Here is an 18,394-nt window from a genome sequence, read left to right as displayed (position 1 = left end):
GCTCGCCAATCATCGCGGCCATGTACCTGCATCCCCTCACGGCCGGCCTTCCGATGGCGGAACGGGAATGGCTGACACGCCACAGCGAGCTGCGCTACTTCCGGCGCAACGAGACCGTGCTCGAGGCCGGCGAAGACACCGACCGCGTCTACTGCGTGGCGAGCGGACTGCTGCGCGTGGTGGCGCGCGGCCGCACGCCGGGCGCCGACTTCACGAGCGAGTTCATCCGCGCCGACGACTTCTTCCTCGATCTCGGGCTGCCGGAGGATCGCTACCGCTCGACGCAGGCGCTGGTCGCCGCATTGCCCTCGTCGGTGCACCTGGTGTCGGCGGCGGCGCTGCGCGAGCTGTGCGCGCGCCGGCCCGAGATCGCGCTGCGCCTGCTGGGCCTGGTCGCGAAGCGGCTGGCCCTGCTGCGCGGACGGCTGCGGCGCGTCTCCACGCTGTCCTCGGGCGCGCTGGTGGGCCACGTGCTGCACCAGCTCACGCAGCTGGCGCCGGCGCATGCGGGCGGCTTCGACAAGCGCATCTCGCAATCGATGATCGCCTCGTACTCGGGGCTGTCGCGCGAGGTGGTCAACAAGACCATGCGCGCCATGGAACAGCGCGGCCTGCTGCGGCGCGATGCGCGCGCCGTGCACGTGCCCGAGGATTTCGCGCTGACGGATTTCGGCACGGTGCCCGACGACCGGCTGTCGGCGGCCTGACAAGGTATGAATAAACCTACTGCGCGCCCCGATCTCGCACCTGCGGTCCTCACCGTACGTGAGTACGGCTGCGGTCCTCGGCGCGACCTCGGGGCGCTCGCTATGGTTTCTTCACACCTCGTGAGCCCGGCGCCGGGCTTCAGGCGATGCCGAAGCGGTGCTCGGTCACGCTGCGGAACACCTCGCCGGGCCGCAGCACCGTGGAGGGAAATTCCGGCCGGTTCGGCGAATCGGGGAAGTGCTGCGTCTCCAGGCACAGGCCGTCGCCCTGGCGAATCGCCGCGCCACCGCTGCCCAGCAGGCTGCCGTCGAGGAAGTTGCCCGAATAGAACTGCACGCCGGGCTCGGTGGTGTGCACCTCCATCGTGCGGCCCGAGGCTTCGTGCGCCAGCCGCGCGGCCAGCGCGAGGCCATCGCGTTCCTGCGCGCGGTCGAGCACCCAGTTGTGGTCGTAGCCGCGCGCGATCAGCATCTGCGCATGGCCGTCGCGGATGCGCTCGCCGATGGGCATCGGCTGCCGGAAGTCGAAGGGCGTGCCCGCCACCTCGGCCAGCCCGGTCGGGATCAGCGTGGCATCGACCGGGCAGTAGCGGCTGGCCGGCAGCATGAGCCGGTGCGCCATCGCGCTGCCCTCGCCCGCGAGGTTGAAGTAGTCGTGGTGGCTCAGGTTCAGCACGGTCGGCCGGTCGGTCTCGGCGCGGTAGCCGATGCGCCAGGTGTTGGCCGTGGTGCTCAGCTCGTAGCGCACGGCGAGCCGCAGCTCGCCCGGGTAGCCCTCGTCGCCATGCGCGCTGACATGGCGCAGCTCGATGCCGATGCGCCCGGGCTCGCCCGGCAGCGCGTAGATGCTCCAGAAGCGCTTGCCGAAACCCTGCGGCCCGCCGTGCAGCGAGTTCGGCCCGTCGTTGAGCGCGAGCTGGTGCGCCTGCCCGTCGAGCTCGAAGCGCCCGGCCGCGATGCGGTTGGCGAAGCGGCCGACGATGGTGCCCAGGTGCGGATGCGGCCCGAGGTAGGCCGCGAGGTCGGGCAGGCCCAGCACCACGTTGGCGGCGCGGCCCTGGCGATCGGGCACCAGCAGCGCGGTGACGATGCCGCCGAGGTTGATCGCCTGCAGCCGCAGGCCGAGGCCGTTGTCGAGCGTGTACTCGATGACGGGCCGGCCGTCGGGCATGCGGCCGTAGCTGCGCTGGGAGATTCTCGGTTCGCTCATCGAATGACGTCTGGTGTGAATGGAGCGGCCCGGGCTCAGTGCTCCATGCCGCGCGGTTCCGGGTACATGGCTTCGCGCGCGCAGGCCGCGGCGGCGTTCGGCCCCGCGCGGTCCTTGAGGTCGTGGAAGTCGGGCGGCTCCGCGGCCGCGGTGCGGATCTCCACGCGATGGCCGGCGCGCTGCAGCGCCTCGGCGAAGCGCTCCTGCAGCGCGAAGGGCGTGTTCTGGTCCTCGCGGTTGCCGATCAGCACGATGCGGCGCGCCGCATCGGGCACCACGCCGTCGACATGGTCGAGCGGGTCGTAGAAGCGCGTGCTGCCGGTGGTGTCGGTGCGCCCGTCGCGCGAACGCCCGAGCAGGCGCGCGCGCTCGAGCAGGCCGTAGGCGCCCGAGGTCAGCACCGCGCAGGCCACGCGCGTGCGGCCCAGCGTGAGCAGCGCGGCACCCGCGGTGGCACCGCCGCTGTGGCCGAGGATGACCAGGCGCTGGATCCGGTGGCGCTGCATCAGCGCGTCGAGCGCGGCATCGAGCGCATGGAACTCCACCGGCTGGCGGCGCTGGCGGTGGTTGCCCGAGGAACCGTAGGTGCCGGGCCGCGCGACGAAGATCCACGGCACGCCGGCGCGGTCGCGGTTCTTCTGCGCATCGGCCGTGCGCAGCGCCTCGGTGTTGCCCGAGATGCGCGCGGGCGGCTGGTCCATCACGGCGTCGCGGTCGCCCGAGAACTGCACGATGGCGACGCGCGCGCCCTCGATGTCGCTGCTCGCGAAATAGCGGATGCAGGCCGGCCCTTCGACCGGCTGCACCCAGAGGAAGCCGAAGCGGCCCTCGGGGCAGTTCTCGCGCACTGCCGGCTGGTTCCAGTGCAGCACCTCGTCGCCGATGGCGCGGATCGCGGGCGGCCGGATCTCGGCGCGCTGCGCGCAGGCCGCCTGCACCAGCGCCACGGCGAGCGCGCACAGCAGCATGGCGGTCGAACGCAGGTTCATAGCTTCTGCAGCAGTTCGGGGATGTCGCCGAAGTCGGAGCGGTCGCGGTCGCCCTTCACCAGCAGCAGGTCGCCGTCGCGCAGGAAGGCGCCGAGATAGCCGGCGGCCTCGGCCGCGCTCTCGAAGTGCGGACCCAGCATCGCGGCCGGCATCTCCTCGCGCAGCCAGCGCATCTCGTGGCCGTGCGTCACGACGTGCTCGATGCCCGAGGCCAGCAGCGGCGCCGCGAGGCTGCGGTGCATGGCCTCGGACTCGTGGTCGAGGTTGACGATGCGCCCGAGCATGGCGATGCGGCGCGCGACCGGCGTGGCACCATTCCCGCGTCCGTAGTCGCGCACGAACGCCATCGCATTGCGCATCGACATCACCTCGGCGTTCCAGCTGTCGTCGATCAGCGTGGCCTGCACGCCGTTGCCGGTGCGCAGCGCATGCACCTGCATCACCGAGGCCGGCAGCCGCACGCCGGGCATGCGCGCGCAGGCGGCCTCGGGATCGAAGCCCATCGCGACCAGCGCCGCGAACGAGAGCGTGGAGTTGCGCACCAGCCCTTCGCTCGCGACCGGGAACAGGTAGGAATGGGTGCGCCCGCGCAGCGCGATGCGCACGCGGCAGCCGTGGCCCTCGGGTTCGATGCCGAGCACGCGCACGTCGGCCTGCGGCCCCGGCCCCACCACCCAGACCGCGCCGGCGGTGCGCGCGGCCGCCTGCACCACCGGCAGCAGGCAGGGGATGTGGTCGGGCACGATCGCCACGCCGCCGGGCTCGAGGCCGAGGAAGATGCGCGACTTGTATTCGGCCGTCTGCTCGACGCTCACGGCCTGCCGGGTCTGCGACAGGCCGATCTCGGTGACGATCGCCACGTGCGGGCGCGCCATCAGCGAGATCGGGCCGCGGTCCATCCACAGCGAGCTCTGCGCCATCTCGAGGATGCAGACGTCGACGTCGGGCCCGAGGCTGGCCAGCATCGCCGGCACGCCGACGCGCGAGTTGTAGTTGTCGATGGTGGTGTGCACGCGCGCCTGCGCGGGCAGCAGGTCGCGCAGCATCGCGATGGTGGAGGACTTGCCCACGGTGCCGGTCACGCCGACCAGCAGGCCGCGGTAGCGCTCGCGCGCGGCGGCGCCCAGGCGCAGCAGGGCACGGATCGGGTCTTCCACCTGCAGCAGCGGGAAGTCGCTCGCGAGGCCCTCGACCGGGTGCTGCACGATCGCGCCCGCGAGCTGGTCCTGCAGGCCGGGCAGCAGCAGGTGGCGGTCCCAGTTGACGGTGCTGCGCGGCCGGCTGTAGCGCTCGTGCGCGGCCAGCGTCTCGTAGTCGGAGGCGACGAACAGCGCCGGCGCCGGCAGCAGCTCCATGTGCTTGGGCCCGCGCACCACCGAGCGCGCGAGCCAGCCGGGCGGCGGCTCGACCAGCCACTGGCCGTGCGTGATGCGCTGCAGCGCCTCGGCGGTCCACACCGGCTCGGGCGTGGCCGACGCGCCGGGACGCAGCGCGAACAGCACGGGCGCGGGCCGCTCGGGCAGCGGCAGCGCCACCTGCGAGGCACGCAGCCCGCACCACACGGGCAGGCGCCGCGCCGGCCATTCGGGCGCGGGCACGGTCTCCTCGCTCTCCTCGCCCAGGCGCGCGGGCCGGGCGCTGCCGACCACCCGCACCTCGAGCTGCAGCACGTCGCTGCGCAGCAGGCTGCTCGCGGGCGGGCGCAGTCCGTAGCGGTCGCGGTGGATGCGCCCCGGCTGCCAGCGGCTGGTGGGCCACATCCAGTCGCAGGGATCGTGGTCCATGCTCTCGCCCCAGGGCGGCATGTGGGTGCTGCGCATCGGCATGGCACGGAACTGGATACGCAGGTCGTCGGCCACCGGTTCGACCGCGCGCCAGAACGACTCGACCCACAGCATGCGGCGGCCCGAGATCTGCGTCGGCGTGCAGCGGATGCCGAGCAGCTCGAGCGGGCCGAAGCGCATCGGCGCGATGTGGCGCGAATCGGGCGGCAGCACGTCGACCAGCCATTCGGGCCGCGGCGCGAGCATCGGCGCGACGCGCGCGAACACCTGCTCGGGCAGCGCGGGCGCGTCGGCGGCGAGCCGCGAGGCGCGCTCGGGCGGCGCCAGCGCGAGCGTGCAGCGGCCCTCGGGTTGTACCGTCATGGCGGTGCCCAGCGCCTCGCACTGGCGCGCGAAGCGCGCGGCCGCGCCGCGCGCGCGTTCGTTCGCGTACTGGCGCGAGCGGCCGAAGCCCACGCCGATCGGCGTGAAGACCAGCTGCTCGACGCCGCGCGGGCTCAGCGCGAGCGTGAACACGCCCGCGTCGACGAAATCGTTGCGCACCGCCTCGAACAGCAGGTCGCCCGCGTCGTGCACGATCGGCCGGCCGCGGTAGACCTCGATGCCCTGCAGCACGTGCGCCGAGGTGCCGAGCACGGCATCGGCGTCCGCGTCGACGATCGCGTGGCCGACCGCGATCTCGGCCTCGGAGGGCTCGGTCTCGAGGTTGTCGCCCCAGTGCACCGCCACCAGCACCACGTCGGCCGACTCGCGCGCCTTCGCGATGCGCGGCGCGAGCAGCGCGGTCCAGGCCGCGGGCTCGTCGAGCGGCAGGTAGGCGGCGCCGGGCCTGTCGGGGCCGGCCGCGAACTGGGGCTGGGTGGCGTCGAGCGAGAACAGCGCCACGCGCACCTCGCCGGCCATCGCGAAGGCCGGGCGCAGCGCGGCCTCGAGGTCGCGCCCGGAACCGGCCCAGGCGATGCCCGCGGCGCGCAGGTGCCACTGCTGCTCCATCAGCGCGCCCGGACCGTAGTCGCCGCTGTGGTTGTTGGCGGTGGCGACGATGCCGACGCGCGCGGTGGTCAGCACGTCCAGCATCTCGGGCCGCGCGCGGAAGTAGTAGGAGCCGGCCTCGCCCTTGTCCACGCCCTGCTCGCCGGTGGTGGCGACCACGCATTCGAGGTTGACGATGCGCAGGTCGGCCTCGCGCAGCGCGGGGATGCCGCTGAGCATGCGGCGCGCGCCGCCGAGCTCGAGGCGCCGGTAGTGCAGGCGGCGGGCGAGGTTCACGTCACCGCCGAAGGCGACCGTGCCGGTGCGCGTCGCGGGCGTGTCGGCCGGCGCCTGCGTGGCGGCCTGCGGCACGGACGGCGCGGCGATCTCGCCGCCCTCGCGCGCCTTCAGCATCCGGTGGTAGGCCACGTAGCCCGACAGGTAGTGCTCCACGTCGTCGATGCGCACGCGGAAGCTGTGGTGCTTGATGAAGAACGCGCCCGCGATGCGCTCGGGATGGCGGAAGAACATCGCGAGCTCGGGCCAGAAGTGGCCGTTCGCGAGGTAGCGCGCGCGGTGCTCGAGCGCGCGCTCGAACTTGTCGCGATCCAGGCCCTCGAGCAGGGGGCGCAGTTCGGGATCGGCCTCGATGCGCAGCACCATCTCGCGCGCGGCCATCATCAGCTCGAGCAGGGTCGGGAAGGTGGTGACGCGTTCGAGCACGAAGTCGAGGTAGTCGGCCACGTTGCGCAGCCCGAACTCGTAGTAGCGCAGCGCGGGCCGGTGGCGCGTGAGCTCGTTGACGCAGTAGCCGAGCCAGTGGTCGTGCGCGCGCCAGTGCTCGGCGGCGATGAAGTGGTCGAAGGCCTTCTCGACCATCGCGAGCCAGCGCGGATCGCGCGTGAGGCCGTACAGCCGCATCAGGCCGAACGCGGCCTCGCCGTCGTAATAGATGACGCGGAAAGCCTCCTTCACCGCGAGGCTGGGCCGGTGCAGCACGTGCACGAAGCGGCCGCTCTCGGGGTCCTGCATGTGGCGGATGCCGAGCGCGAGCTGCTCGAGCAGCGGCAGGAAGCGGCGGTCGCCCGTGAGCTCGGTGTACTTGACGAAGGCCAGCAGGCAGACGGCGTTGCCGCCGAGCTTGATCTCGTGCGCCACGTCGACCAGGAAGGCCGCGCGGCTGCCGTCGGGCAGCACCGCGGGCCGGATCAGCGAGCCCGCGAGGAAGGCCAGCGAGCGGTCGATGGCCTCCTTCTGCGCGGCATCGCGCGTGAGCTCCCAGGCCTCGAGCAGCGCATAGGTCGAGCTCGCGTGGCGCAGCGTGTTGTAGGTCGGGATGGCGCGGTCGAAGCAGGGGAACCAGCCGTAGTGGAACTCGCCCGTGGGCTTGACCTGCGCCGCGAGATAGCGGCTGGCGTCCTCCACCATGCCGCGCACCCGCGCGGCGTTCCAGTCGTCGAGGCGGCGCAGGTTGGCCTCCTGCCCCTCGGGCACGATCGGCCAGGCCCCACCCGCATCGACGTAGACCGCGCGCGTGGTGAAGCACCACACGGGCGCGGCATCGTCGTCGGGAAAGTCGAGCTCCTTGCCGAAGCGGCGCCGGGTGTGCAGCCGCAGGTTGCCGGGATTGGGCAGGCAGTGGTCCACGCTGCCGTCGTAGAAGACCGCGCTGCCGTTGGCCTCGGGCGCGAGCAACGCGAACTCGAAGCGGCTGTCGAAGGACACGCCCTGCTGGAAGTAGTTGCGCCGCGTCTTCGCGAGCAGTTCCTTGAACTCGCCCCAGTGCATCGGCAGCACGTGCTCGACCAGCTCCGCGCGCAGCCGCTGCGGCGGCCGCTCGCCGCGCTGCGCGGCATCGGCCAGCGCCTCGGCCGCTTCCTCCCAGGCCTGCGCGGCATCGGCGCCGCGGCCCGAGACCACGCGCGCGCGGCTGCCGCCCTCGCCGATCGCGAGGAAGACCACGCTGCCGGTGACCGGCGTGGCCGGCGGCAGCGCGGGCAGCACGCCCTCGGGACCCGCCAGTGCCTGCCTGGCGCGGTTCAGGAGTTCGGCGAGAGAAAGGGTCGGTTCGGGCATGCGAGAAAGGAGGAAGACCCCGCCAGCGGCAGGCCGCGCGCATCGTACCCGCGTGCCGGCGTTTCGCGCTGACCGGAGGCTGACAGGGGCCGCCTTGCCACAGGGGCGAAAGGCCTCAGACGCCCCAGGCCTCGAACACCGCCTGCCGCACCACCTCGACCGCCGGCGCCCGCGCACCCGCGGCCGGTTCGATCCAGCACAGCCAGGTGTGGGCGCGCCAGCCGGGCCAGATCGCGAGCTCGCCGTGGCGCTCGCCCTGCTCGGCCTGGTCGAGCCGCATCAGCCCCGCGCCCATGCCGCTCGCGACCACGCTGCGCACCGCGCTCTCGCTGTCGGCGGTGCGGCCCTGGCGGTACTCGCGGCCGGCACCGGCGAACAGGCGGTCGAGGTGCGCGCGCAGCACGCAGGAGGGCGGCGTGCCGACCCAGGGCTGCTCGGTGAGCGTCTCGAGCGACAGGCCCGGATGGGCGTCGGCCATCGGCAGCGGGAGCACGACCACCAGGTCGACCGGCGCCAGGCGGTGCAGCGCCAGGCCTTCGCGCGAAGCCACGTCGCTCAGCGTGTAGGCACAGTCGAGCTCGCCGCGCTCGACCGCCGAGGCGGTCTCGTACGACAGGCCCTGGCGCAGTTGCAGCGTGACCTGCGGATGGCGCTCGGCCAGCTTCACGAGCACGTCGCCGAGCCGCAGCGAGACCGGGTCGACCACGGTGCCGAAGCGCACCACGCCCTGCGCGGCGCCGCGCAGCTGCTCGGCGGCCGAGCGCATGCGCAGCGCCGAGGCCAGCGTGCGCTCGGCCTCCTCGAGCAGGCTCTGGCCCGCGGGCGTGGGCGTCATGCCGCGCGGCGTGCGCTCGAACAGGCGCACGCCGAGTTCGTCTTCGAGCGCCTTGAGCTGCGCGCTCACGGCGGGCGCGCTGGTGAACACGCGCTCGGCGGCGCGCGTGAGGCTGCCCTCGCGGGCGATGGCGACGAAGGTCTTCAGCTGGTAGAGCTCCATGGCGGCCGATTGTGAGCGCGCGGCGGCGCGCGGTCCCTTCGTTTTTTCGGAGGGCCCGCTCCAAAGAAGCGAATGGCATTCGCGCGGCCCCGCCCCGATCCTCGGACACATCGACTCCTTCATCGTCCGAAAGCCCCCCATGTCCCGATCCCAACGCCTGTACGGCATCGCCGCCCTGCTCTTCGCCACCTCCGGCTGGGGCTCCCTGTTCCTCGTCAGCAAGGGCGTGCTCCACCACGTCGAACCCGTGTGGTTCACGCTGATCCGCTACAGCCTGTCGGCGCTGCTGTTCGCGCTGCTGGTGCTGCCGCGCGGCGCCGCACCCTGGCGCAGGCTGCGCCGCCATGCGGGTGCGCTGGCGCTGCGCGGCGCGGCCGGCTTCGGGGTGTTCAGCGTGCTGCTGCTGATCGGCCTCGCGCACTCGGTGCCCTCGCACGGCGCGGTGATCATCGCCACCACGCCGATGACCACGCAGCTCGTGCGCTGGCTGCTCGACGGCGTGCGCCCCACGCGCGCCGCGCTGCTCGCCACCGCGCTGGCGCTCGCGGGCGTGGCGATCGTCTCGGGTCTCATCGGCGGTCATGGCGGCCACGGCGGCGCGGGCAACGCCACGCTGTTCGGCGACGCCATCGCCTTCGCCGGCACCCTGGGCTGGGTCTGGTACACGCGCGGCGCGGCGCGCTTTCCCGAACTCGACGCGGTCGAGTACAGCGCGCTCACGGTGCTGGCCGCGTGGCCGGTGCTGCTGGCGGCCGCGGTCGGTGCCGCGCTGCTCGGCTGGTCGGCGGCGCCCAGCCTCGAAGGGCTGCGGCTCTCGTGGCAAGCGCTGCTGTTCGTCGGCGTGGTGCCCTCGGCCGCCTCGGTGCTGGCCTTCAACCATGGCGTGCGCACGCTCGGCGCCGTCACCGGCACCGCCTTCCTCAACTTCGTGCCGGTATCGGCGCTGCTGATGAGCGCGGCGCTCGGCACCCTGCCCACGGCGAACGAACTGCTGGGCATGGCGATGGTGGTGGCTGCGCTCCTGATCCATACCGCCCTGAACCGCAAGGCCAACGCCCTGCCCGCGGCAAGGATCGCGCCGCCCCCGCAGAATCCCTGCACCTACCGCACCCCTGGAGCCACGACACCGTGAGCAGCGACACCCCCCGCCTCTTCGAGCCGATGCAGCTCGGCCCGCTTTCGCTCGACAACCGCATCCTGATCGCGCCGATGTGCCAGTACTCGGCGAGCGAGGGCACGCCGGGCGACTGGCACCTGATCCATCTCGGCCATCTCGCGCTGTCGGGCGCGGGACTGCTGATCCTCGAGGCCACCGCGGTCGAGGCCGAGGGCCGCATCACGCCGGGCGACCTCGGTCTCTATTCGGACGCCAACGAGGAAGGCCTGGCACGCGTGCTCGCCGCCATGCGCGCCCATTCGTCGATGCCCGTGGCAATGCAGCTCGGCCACGCCGGGCGCAAGGCCTCGAGCCGCGCGCCCTGGGAAGGCGGCGCGCAAATCCGCCCCGGCGAGCCCGGCGGGTGGAAGGCCTTCGCGCCCTCGGCCGTGCCGCATGCGCCCGGCGAGGACATGCCGCTCGCGCTCGACACCGAGGGCCTGGCGCGCGTGCGCGAGGCCTTCGTGGCCGCCGCCCGCCGTGCCGCGCGGCTCGGCATCGAGGGCATCGAGATCCATGCCGCGCACGGCTACCTGCTGCACCAGTTCCTGTCGCCGCTGGCCAACCACCGCGACGACGCCTACGGCGGCAGCCTCGAGAACCGGCTGCGCTTTCCGCTCGAGGTGTTCGACGCGGTGCGTGCCGTCTTCCCGGCCGAGCGGCCCGTGTGGGTGCGCGTGTCGGCGGTCGATTGGGTGGAAGGCGGCTGGGACCTCGAGGGCACCGTGGCCTTCGCCCGGGCACTCGAGGCGCGCGGCTGCGCGGCCATCCATGTCTCGAGCGGCGGCGTGTCGCCGAAGCAGGCGATCGCGCTGGGCGCGGGCTACCAGGTGCCGTTCGCCGAACGCGTGAAGGCCGAGGTCGGCATCCCGGTGATCGCGGTCGGCCTGATCACCGAGGCGCGGCAGGCCGAGGCCATCCTCGCCGAGGGCAGGGCCGACGCCATCTCGCTGGCGCGCGCGATCCTCTACGACCCGCGCTGGCCCTGGCACGCGGCCGCCGAACTCGGCGCGCAGGTGAAGGCGCCGGTGCAGTACTGGCGCTCGCAGCCGCGCGAGTTCAAGGACCTGTTCGAGAACGCGAAGTTCGGGGCGCGCTGAACGCCTTCAGCGCAGCGCCTCGAGCCAGAACAAGGTCTGCCGCACCTCGATCGCCTCGCCCGCCTGCTGCCGGCGATGCAGCTGCTCGAGCGCATCGCGCGTGCCCTCGATCGTGAAGTCGGGGCAGACATAGGGCACGTTCTTCAGGTACCAGGCGAAGGCACCCACGTCGGCGAAGCGCAGCAGCTCGGCGCCCGCCTCCGCGCGCAGGATCTCGAAGCCCGCGCGCTCGAGCTGGCGCCGCGCGATGTCGAGCCGCCACTCGGGCGGCGGCTCGGCCGGTGCCAGGCCCGCGAGCCGGTGGTGGTCGGCATTGAAGTCCGAGGCCACCTGCTGCGTGAGGAAGTGGCCGCCGCGCGCGAGCACGCGCGCCACCTCGGCCGGCACGAAGGACTCGTGGCGGTTGACCACCAGGTGGAACTCGCCATCGGCGAAGGGCAGCGGTGCGTCGTCGTGCGCATCGTCATCGCCATCGCTTCGCGCGCCGTTGTCGAGCGCGCCCTCCACCGCCACCACCTCGATGCCCAGCGGCGCGAGCCGCTCGCGCGCCACCGCGACGTTGGGCGCCCAGCCCTCGGTGGCGACGGTGCGCGCGGGCCGCAGCGGCAGCCGGCCGAGCCACTCGCCGCCACCCGTGCCCATGTCGAGCAGGTCGGGCGACTCGCGCGCGCGGTGGACCACCGCCCGTTCGAAATCCCAGGGCACGGCGGTGGTCGCGATGCGGCCATCGCAGGACAGGTCCCAGCCGACCAGCGGCTTGCGCGCAGCCTCGGCCAGCAGTCGATCGAATTCGGTCATCGCGCCAGTCCGCCGCATGTCGGCCTCAGGGCGCGAGCGTGCGATAGAAGTAGGTGGTGTCGCAGAAGCCGCCACGCGGCAGCAGCGCATAGCCGGGGATGGTGCCGCTGCGCTGCCAGCCCGAGCGTTCGTAGAGCCGCTCGGCCTCGGGGCTCGAGGTGTCGAGCACCAGCAGCGTCTTGCCGCTGTCGCGCGCGGCCTGCTCGGCCGCCTGCATCAGCAGCGCGCCGAGCCCCTGGCGCCGGGCGCGCCGGTGCACCAGCATCTTCGCGAGGTCGGCGCGGTGCGGCTGGTTGTCGGGCTGGTCGAGCACGAGCTGCACCGTGCCGACGATGCCCCGCGCGTCCTCCGCCACCATCAGCGCGCGCTCTCCGCGCGCCACGCCGTCGGCCACCTTGCGCCAGAAGGCCAGCGCCTGCTCGAGCGACAGCGGATGCATGAAGCTCACCGAGGCATCGCCGTCGACGCAGTCGATCAGCAGCTCGGCCAGCGATTGCAGTTGCGCCGCGTCCACCGCCCGCAGGCGGCGCACCGGGTGGAGGCTGGTGGGGTTCATGGCGTTCGTTCTCACTTCCAGACATCGGGATGGGGACTCACGATCGCGACCGCGTAGCGGGCGTTCTCGCGCGTGGGATTGAAGTAGGCGACGGGCCGGTCGAGCACCATCGCGAGGCAGTCGCCGGCGTCGAGCCGGTGGCGCTCCTCGCCCATCGCGATCTCGATCGTTCCCTCGAGCATCCAGACCTGCTGGTGCACCTGCGACTCGCGCGCGCCCGATTCGTAGGCCACGCGCGCCTTGGGCGGGAACAGCACCTCGACGATCTGCAGCGGCGAGGCGATGCCGCCGGGCGAGACGTTGCGCCGCAGGTAGCCCGACGAGGGATCGCGCCATTGCGGCTGGTCGGCGCGGCGCGCGACCGGATCGGCGCGCGGGCGCGGCTCGTCGAACAACGAGGCCAGCATGGTGCCGAGGCCGGTCGCGAGCTTCTCGAGCACCACCGCCGTGGGGCTGCTCTCGCCGCGCTCGATCAGCGAGATCATCGAGCGGCTGACCCCGCTCTGCGCGGCCAGCGCCTCGAGCGAGAGGCCGCGCGCGGCGCGCAGTTCGCGCACGCGGCGGGCGATGCGGTCGTTGAGGGGGACGGGCTCTTGTTCTTTCATGTTGGATTTATTTTCCAACATGATGGAATACCGGTCAACTCGGCGAGGCGGCCTCGCGCAGCGCCTTGTAGGCAGCCACCAGCTCATCGAGCGAGAACGCGCGATTGAGTCCGCTGGGATTGGGCAGGATCCAGGTCTCGATGCCGGCGAAGGGCTCGGGCTGGCGGCCCCAGGCGATCTGCCGGTGTCCCGTCATGCCCGCGTAGGCGGCCTTGCCGAGGAACGCGAGGCGGCGCGGGCCGCAGGCGGCGATCTTGCGGGTGAAGGCCTCGGTGGCGGCCGCGAACTCATGCGCCGCCAACTGGCTCGCGCGCGCCGTCGGCCGGTCGACGGCCGTGGTCAGGCCGTAGCCGCGTTGCAGCAGCAACGGCGCCTGGGCGGGTTGCAACAGCACCGGCGTGAAGCCGGCCAGGTGCAGCACGCGCCAGAAGCGGTTGCCCCGGCCTTCGAAGTGCAGGCCCGAGGCGGCCGCGCGCTGGCCCGGGTTGATGCCGCAGAAGACGATGGCGAGGCCGGGGGCCAGGAGGTCCCGCAGGCCTTGGGAAGCCATTCGGGCCGATCCCGCCCGCTCACTCCACCGTCACGCTCTTCGCCAGGTTGCGCGGCTTGTCCACGTCCGTCCCGCGCGCGCAGGCCGTGTGATAGGCCAGCAGCTGCAGCGGCACCACGTGCAGCAGCGGCGACAGCGCGCCGTAGTGCTCGGGCATGTGGATCACGTGCAGGCCTTCGCTGCTCTTGATCTTCGAGTCGCCGTCGGCCAGCACGTAGAGCACGCCGCCGCGCGCGCGCACTTCCTGCAGGTTGCTCTTGAGCTTCTCGAGCAGGGCGTCGTTGGGCGCCACGGCGACCACCGGCATCTCGCTGGTCACCAGCGCGAGCGGGCCGTGCTTGAGCTCGCCGGCGGCATAGGCCTCGGCGTGGATGTAGGTGATCTCCTTGAGCTTGAGCGCGCCCTCGAGCGCGATCGGGTAGTGCAGGCCGCGGCCCAGAAACAGCGCGTTGTCCTTGCGCGCGAAGTCCTCGGCCCAGTTGATGATCTGCGGCTCGAGCGCGAGCACCGACTGCAGCGCGACCGGCAGGTGGCGCATCTCCTTGAGGTAGCGCGCCTCGTCTTCCGCGCTCAGCAGGCCCTTCGACTGCGCGATCGCCAGCGTGAGCAGGAACAGGCCCGCGAGCTGGGTGGTGAAGGCCTTGGTCGAGGCCACGCCGATCTCGACGCCGGCGCGCGTGATGTAGGCCAGCTTGCATTCGCGCACCATGGCGCTGGTGGCGACGTTGCAGATGGTCAGGGTCTGCTCCATGCCGAGCGAGCGCGCATGCTTGAGCGCGGCCAGGGTGTCGGCGGTCTCGCCCGATTGGCTGATGGTGACGACCAGGGTGCGCGGATCGGGCACCGAGTCGCGGTAGCGGTACTCGCTCGCGATCTCGACCTGGGTCGAGATCTTCGCGATGCCCTCGAGCCAGTACTTGGCGGTGCAACCGCTGTAGTAGCTGGTGCCGCAGGCCAGGATCAGGATGCGGTCGATCTCCTTGAACACGCGGTGCGCGCTGGCGCCGCTCTGCTTGCCGTCCTGGCCGATGCCGTCGAACAGCTCGGGCACGATGCCTTCCACGCCCTCGAGCGTGTCGCCGATGGCGCGCGGCTGCTCGAAGATCTCCTTCTGCATGTAGTGGCGGTAGGGGCCGAGCTCGGCCGCGCCGCTGTGGGCCTGCACGGTGCGCACCGGGCGCTGCACCGGCTTGTGGGCGCGGTCGACGATCCAGTACTTGCCGGGCTGCAGGTCGACCACGTCGCCTTCCTCGAGGTACACGATCTGGTCGGTGACGCCGGCCAGCGCCATCGCGTCGCTGGCCAGGAAGTTCTCGGTGCCGTCCTTGCCGGCGCCCAGGATCAGCGGCGAACCGGCGCGCGCGCCGACCACGCGCTGCGGTTCGTCGCGGCAGATCACGGCAATGGCATAGGCGCCCGTGAGCTGGCGCACGGCGCCCTTCACGGCCTCGAACAGGTCGCCGTCGTAGAGGCTGTCGACCAGGTGGGCGATGACCTCGGTGTCGGTCTGGCTCTCGAACACGTAGCCCTTGGCTTCGAGGCCGGCGCGCAGCGCCTCGTGGTTCTCGATGATGCCGTTGTGCACCAGCGCGATGCGGCCGGGCCGCGCTTCCTGCGCGCCGGCGCCCGGGCCGTGACTGAAGTGCGGATGCGCGTTGTGCACCGCGGGCGCGCCGTGCGTGGCCCAGCGGGTGTGGGCGATGCCGGTCAGGCCTTCGAGCCTGTCCTCGGCCACCTGGGCCTGGAGGTCGGCCACGCGCGAGGTGGTGCGCGCGCGCGTCAGGCCGCCCGCGTGCACGGCCACGCCGCAGGAGTCATAGCCGCGGTATTCGAGCCGCTGCAGGCCCTGGACCAGGACCGGGACGATGTTTCGATGGGAAGCCGCGCCGACGATGCCGCACATGGTTGTCTTGCCTTTGGAAAGGAATGAGGGAGAACGAAAAGAATTGCTGCGAATGGTAGGGAGGGTGAAAAGAAATTTGCCGTCTAAATTTCCATGAATTTGGACTTTTCTTTCATAAATTCAGGTCAATGAATTTTTATTCCATAATTTCACGAATCATGGAATCCATCGCAATCGACGCCATCGACCTGAAGCTGCTCGACGCCCTGCAGCGCGACGCCTCGGCCACCAACCAGAAGCTGGCGGCGGCCGTGGGCATCTCGCCGCCGACCTGCCTGCGGCGGGTGCAGCGGCTATGGCAGGAGGGTTTGATCGAGCGCCAGGTGGCGCTGCTGTCGCCCGACCGGCTGGCCGCCGTGCTGGGCCACGGGCTGCAGGCGGTGGTGGAGATCTCGCTCGACCGGCAGGACGCCGGGTCGCTCGAGGCCTTCGAAGCGCGCGTGATCGCGGACGACGCGGTGCAGCAGTGCTGGCGCGTGTCGCCGGGACCGGATTTCGTGCTGGTGGTGGCGGCGCGCGACATGCCCGGCTACGGCGCGCTGGTGCAGCGGCTGTTCACCGCCGACGCCAACGTGCGCAACGTCAAGGCCTTCTTCAGCCTCAAGCGCGCGAAGTTCGAGCCGCGGGTGCCGCTGGCACCGCTGGCGCCCGCGGGCTGAGGCGCGTCAGGCCTTCGGCTTCTTCTGCGGCCGCTGCCAGTTCGGCAGGCTGATCTGCTTGCCGCGCGCTACGGTCAGCGCGCCCGCCGGCGTGGTCTTGGTGACGGTGGAGCCGCCGCCCACCGTGCCGCCCGCGCCGATGGTGACCGGCGCCACCAGCACGCAGTTGCTGCCGATGTGCACGTCGTCCTCGAGCACGGTGCGGTGCTTGTTGGCGCCGTCGTAGTTGGCGGTGATGCTGCCCGCGCCGTAGTTGACGCGCGCGCCCACGGTGGCGTCGCCCAGGTAGGCCAGGTGGTTGGCCTTGGCGCCGGCGGCCAGGGTGGAGTTCTTGACCTCGACGAAATTGCCGATGTGCACCTCGGTGCCGAGCTGGGCGCCGGGGCGCAGCCGCGCGAAGGGGCCGATCAGCGCGCGCTCGCCGACCGTCACGCCGGCCTTCTCGCCGTCGATGTGGGTGAAGGGATGGATCACGGCGCCGGCCTCGATGCGGGCATTGGCGATCACGCAGTTGGCGCCGATGCGCACGCCCTCGCCGAGCGCGACCTGGCCCTCGAACACGCAGTTGACGTCGATCTCGACGTCGCCGCCGCATTCGAGCGTGCCGCGCAGGTCGAAGCGCGCCGGGTCGGCCAGCCGCACGCCCTGGGTCATCAGGGCCTCGGCCTGGCGGCGCTGGAAGGCGCGCTCGAGTTCGGCCAGCTGCACCGGGCTGTTGATGCCGGCCACCTGCAGCCCGTCGGTCGTGATGTGGGCCACCACCGGCACGCCGTCGGCCGCGGCGTGCTTGACGATGTCGGTCAGGTAGTACTCGGCCTGGGCATTGCGGTTGTCCAGCCGCTCGAGCCAGCCCTTGAGCAGCTTCGCGGGCGCGGCCATCACGCCGCTGTTGATCTCGCGCACCGCGCGCTGCGCCTCGCTGGCGTCCTTGTGCTCGACGATGGCGGTCACCTCGCCGCCCGCGGCGTTGCGGATGATCCGGCCGTAGCCGGTGGGGTCGTCCAGCTCGATGGTCAAGAGCGCCAGCCGCTCGCCGCCGCTGGCGGCAATCAGGGTGCGCAAGGTGTCCTCGGCGATCAGCGGCACGTCGCCCGAGAGGATCACCACCGTGCCGTCGTCGGGCAAGAGCGGCGTGGCCTGCTGCACCGCGTGGCCGGTGCCCAGCTGCGGCTCCTGGCGCGCGAAGCGCAGCGAGGCGGCCTCGGGCGAGGCGGCCATGGCGGCCTCGACCTGCTCGGCGCCGTGGCCCGTGACGATCACCACGTGCCGGGCGCCGATGCGCGCGGCGGTGCCGGTCACGTGCGACAACAGTGCGCGCCCACCCAAACGATGCAACACTTTGGGAAGCCTGCTCTTCATGCGCGTGCCTTTGCCGGCCGCCATGATCACGACGTCGACCGGTCCCTGGTCGCCCTGCTTCGGAATCTGATTCATGCCTTTTTCTACCCGGATGCGTTGTTTCAAGCTGGCGCGGATTATCGGCGTGCTGGCGCTGGCGGCCGTCCTGGGGGCTTGCAGCGCGATCCGGCTGGCCTACAACAACCTGCCCGAGCTCAGCTACTGGTGGCTCGACGGCTACCTCGATTTCGACGGCTCGCAGACGCCCAAGGTGCGCGACGACCTGGCGCGGCTGCTCGAATGGCACCGGCGCAACGAACTGCCGAAGATCGCGGCGCTGCTGCAGGAGGCCGAGGCGCTGGCGCCCGGCGACATCACGCCGGCCCAGGCCTGCGCCATGACCGACCGCATCCGCGACCGGCTGCTGGCGGTCAGCGAGCGCGCCGAGCCCGCGGGCACCGAGCTGGCGTTGAGCCTCGGCGAGGCCCAGTTGCAGCAGCTCGAACGCAAGTACGCGAAGAACAACGCCGACTACCGCAAGGACTGGCTTGACCGCTCGCCGGCCCGGGTGCAGGAGAAGCGCTACGACCAGTTCCTCGACCGCTTCGAGGATTTCTACGGCCGGCTTTCGCCCGAGCAGCGCGAGCTGCTGCGCCAGCAGGTGGCGCAGTCGGTGTTCGACCCGAAGCTGCAGGACGTGGAGCGCCGCAAGCGCCAGCAGGAGGCGCTGGTGCTGCTGCGCGGCTTCGTCGCGAACCGCACGCCGCCGGCCGAGGCGCGCGCCGCGCTGCATGCCTACCTGCAGCGCATCGCCGACCCGCCACCCGGCCCCTGGCGCGAGCAGCAGCAGGCGCTGCTGCAGGAAGGCTGCCGCAACCTGGCCGCGCTGCACAACGGCACCAGCGCGGCGCAGCGCGCGCAGGCGGTCAAGCGGCTGCAGGGCTACCGCGAGGACCTGCGGCAGCTCTCGGAGGCGGCCGGTTGAGCCGGCCCC

Annotated in this window: 15 protein-coding genes; 5 read left to right on the top strand and 10 right to left on the bottom strand. The window is 72.1% G+C overall.

The window, feature by feature from the left end; genetic code table 11:
• The first annotated feature begins 20 nt into the window (after nucleotides 1-20).
• Nucleotides 21-707, top strand: coding sequence for a Crp/Fnr family transcriptional regulator (locus AC1HIL_RS09880; RefSeq protein ID WP_057594587.1), 687 nt, complete (start codon nucleotides 21-23; stop codon nucleotides 705-707).
• Nucleotides 708-846: 139 nt separating this feature from the next.
• Here AC1HIL_RS09880 and AC1HIL_RS09875 read toward each other — a convergent pair whose 3' ends face one another.
• The 4 genes from AC1HIL_RS09875 to AC1HIL_RS09860 form a co-directional block, all read right to left on the bottom strand.
• On the bottom strand, nucleotides 847-1,917 hold the full coding sequence (locus AC1HIL_RS09875; protein ID WP_479671705.1) for an aldose epimerase family protein: 1,071 nt from the start codon (nucleotides 1,915-1,917) through the stop codon (nucleotides 847-849).
• A gap of 35 nt (nucleotides 1,918-1,952) precedes the next feature.
• Complete coding sequence (locus tag AC1HIL_RS09870) at nucleotides 1,953-2,906, bottom strand: alpha/beta hydrolase family protein (protein WP_057594585.1); 954 nt, start codon at nucleotides 2,904-2,906, stop codon at nucleotides 1,953-1,955.
• The gene (locus AC1HIL_RS09865) at nucleotides 2,903-7,738 is read right to left on the bottom strand and encodes a CapA family protein (protein WP_479671704.1); all 4,836 of its coding nucleotides are present in this window, start codon (nucleotides 7,736-7,738) and stop codon (nucleotides 2,903-2,905) included. Before AC1HIL_RS09865 ends, AC1HIL_RS09870 begins: the two co-directional genes overlap by 4 nt.
• A 115-nt stretch (nucleotides 7,739-7,853) precedes the next feature.
• Nucleotides 7,854-8,735 (bottom strand): LysR family transcriptional regulator, encoded by an 882-nt coding sequence (locus AC1HIL_RS09860; RefSeq protein ID WP_479671703.1) that lies wholly within the window; start codon nucleotides 8,733-8,735, stop codon nucleotides 7,854-7,856.
• Nucleotides 8,736-8,874: 139 nt separating this feature from the next.
• On the opposite strand from AC1HIL_RS09860, the gene AC1HIL_RS09855 reads away from it, so the two are divergent.
• Entirely contained in the window at nucleotides 8,875-9,867 is a 993-nt protein-coding gene (locus AC1HIL_RS09855) for a DMT family transporter (RefSeq protein WP_261216603.1), read from the top strand.
• A gap of 29 nt (nucleotides 9,868-9,896) precedes the next feature.
• A complete protein-coding gene (locus AC1HIL_RS09850) occupies nucleotides 9,897-10,991 on the top strand; it encodes an NADH:flavin oxidoreductase/NADH oxidase (protein ID WP_479672480.1) in 1,095 nt (364 codons plus the stop codon).
• 6 nt (nucleotides 10,992-10,997) lie between these two features.
• Here the strand turns inward: AC1HIL_RS09850 and AC1HIL_RS09845 are convergent, their stop codons facing one another.
• The 5 genes from AC1HIL_RS09845 to glmS are packed head-to-tail and all read right to left on the bottom strand — an operon-like array spanning nucleotide 10,998 to nucleotide 15,403.
• Nucleotides 10,998-11,789 carry a class I SAM-dependent methyltransferase gene (locus AC1HIL_RS09845; protein WP_479671702.1) on the bottom strand — a complete coding sequence of 264 codons (792 nt, stop codon included), beginning with the start codon at nucleotides 11,787-11,789 and terminating at the stop codon, nucleotides 10,998-11,000.
• A 25-nt stretch (nucleotides 11,790-11,814) separates the two neighbouring features.
• Entirely contained in the window at nucleotides 11,815-12,345 is a 531-nt protein-coding gene (locus AC1HIL_RS09840; protein ID WP_479671701.1) for an N-acetyltransferase family protein, read from the bottom strand.
• 11 nt (nucleotides 12,346-12,356) lie between these two features.
• Nucleotides 12,357-12,950 (bottom strand): helix-turn-helix domain-containing protein, encoded by a 594-nt coding sequence (locus AC1HIL_RS09835; RefSeq protein WP_479671700.1) that lies wholly within the window; start codon nucleotides 12,948-12,950, stop codon nucleotides 12,357-12,359.
• 34 nt (nucleotides 12,951-12,984) lie between these two features.
• Nucleotides 12,985-13,500 carry a G/U mismatch-specific DNA glycosylase gene (mug, locus tag AC1HIL_RS09830; RefSeq protein ID WP_479671699.1) on the bottom strand — a complete coding sequence of 172 codons (516 nt, stop codon included), beginning with the start codon at nucleotides 13,498-13,500 and terminating at the stop codon, nucleotides 12,985-12,987.
• A 19-nt stretch (nucleotides 13,501-13,519) separates the two neighbouring features.
• Complete coding sequence (glmS, locus tag AC1HIL_RS09825) at nucleotides 13,520-15,403, bottom strand: glutamine--fructose-6-phosphate transaminase (isomerizing) (protein WP_479671698.1); 1,884 nt, start codon at nucleotides 15,401-15,403, stop codon at nucleotides 13,520-13,522.
• 158 nt (nucleotides 15,404-15,561) lie between these two features.
• On the opposite strand from glmS, the gene AC1HIL_RS09820 reads away from it, so the two are divergent.
• Nucleotides 15,562-16,062, top strand: a complete 501-nt coding sequence (locus AC1HIL_RS09820; RefSeq protein WP_479671697.1) for an Lrp/AsnC family transcriptional regulator — start codon at nucleotides 15,562-15,564, stop codon at nucleotides 16,060-16,062.
• Between the two features lie 6 nt (nucleotides 16,063-16,068).
• Here the strand turns inward: AC1HIL_RS09820 and glmU are convergent, their stop codons facing one another.
• A complete protein-coding gene (glmU, locus tag AC1HIL_RS09815) occupies nucleotides 16,069-17,496 on the bottom strand; it encodes a bifunctional UDP-N-acetylglucosamine diphosphorylase/glucosamine-1-phosphate N-acetyltransferase GlmU (RefSeq protein WP_261216595.1) in 1,428 nt (475 codons plus the stop codon).
• Between glmU and AC1HIL_RS09810 the strand changes: the two genes are divergently transcribed.
• Nucleotides 17,495-18,385, top strand: a complete 891-nt coding sequence (locus AC1HIL_RS09810; protein WP_413764462.1) for a DUF6279 family lipoprotein — start codon at nucleotides 17,495-17,497, stop codon at nucleotides 18,383-18,385. The two genes, glmU and AC1HIL_RS09810, sit on opposite strands and share 2 nt — an antisense overlap.
• Nucleotides 18,386-18,394: the final 9 nt, after the last annotated feature.

The sequence above is a fragment of the Variovorax sp. ISS6 genome (assembly GCF_056523145.1).
The sequence above is the reverse complement of the archived record's forward strand: the minus strand, read 5'-3'. Positions and strand labels throughout refer to the sequence as shown.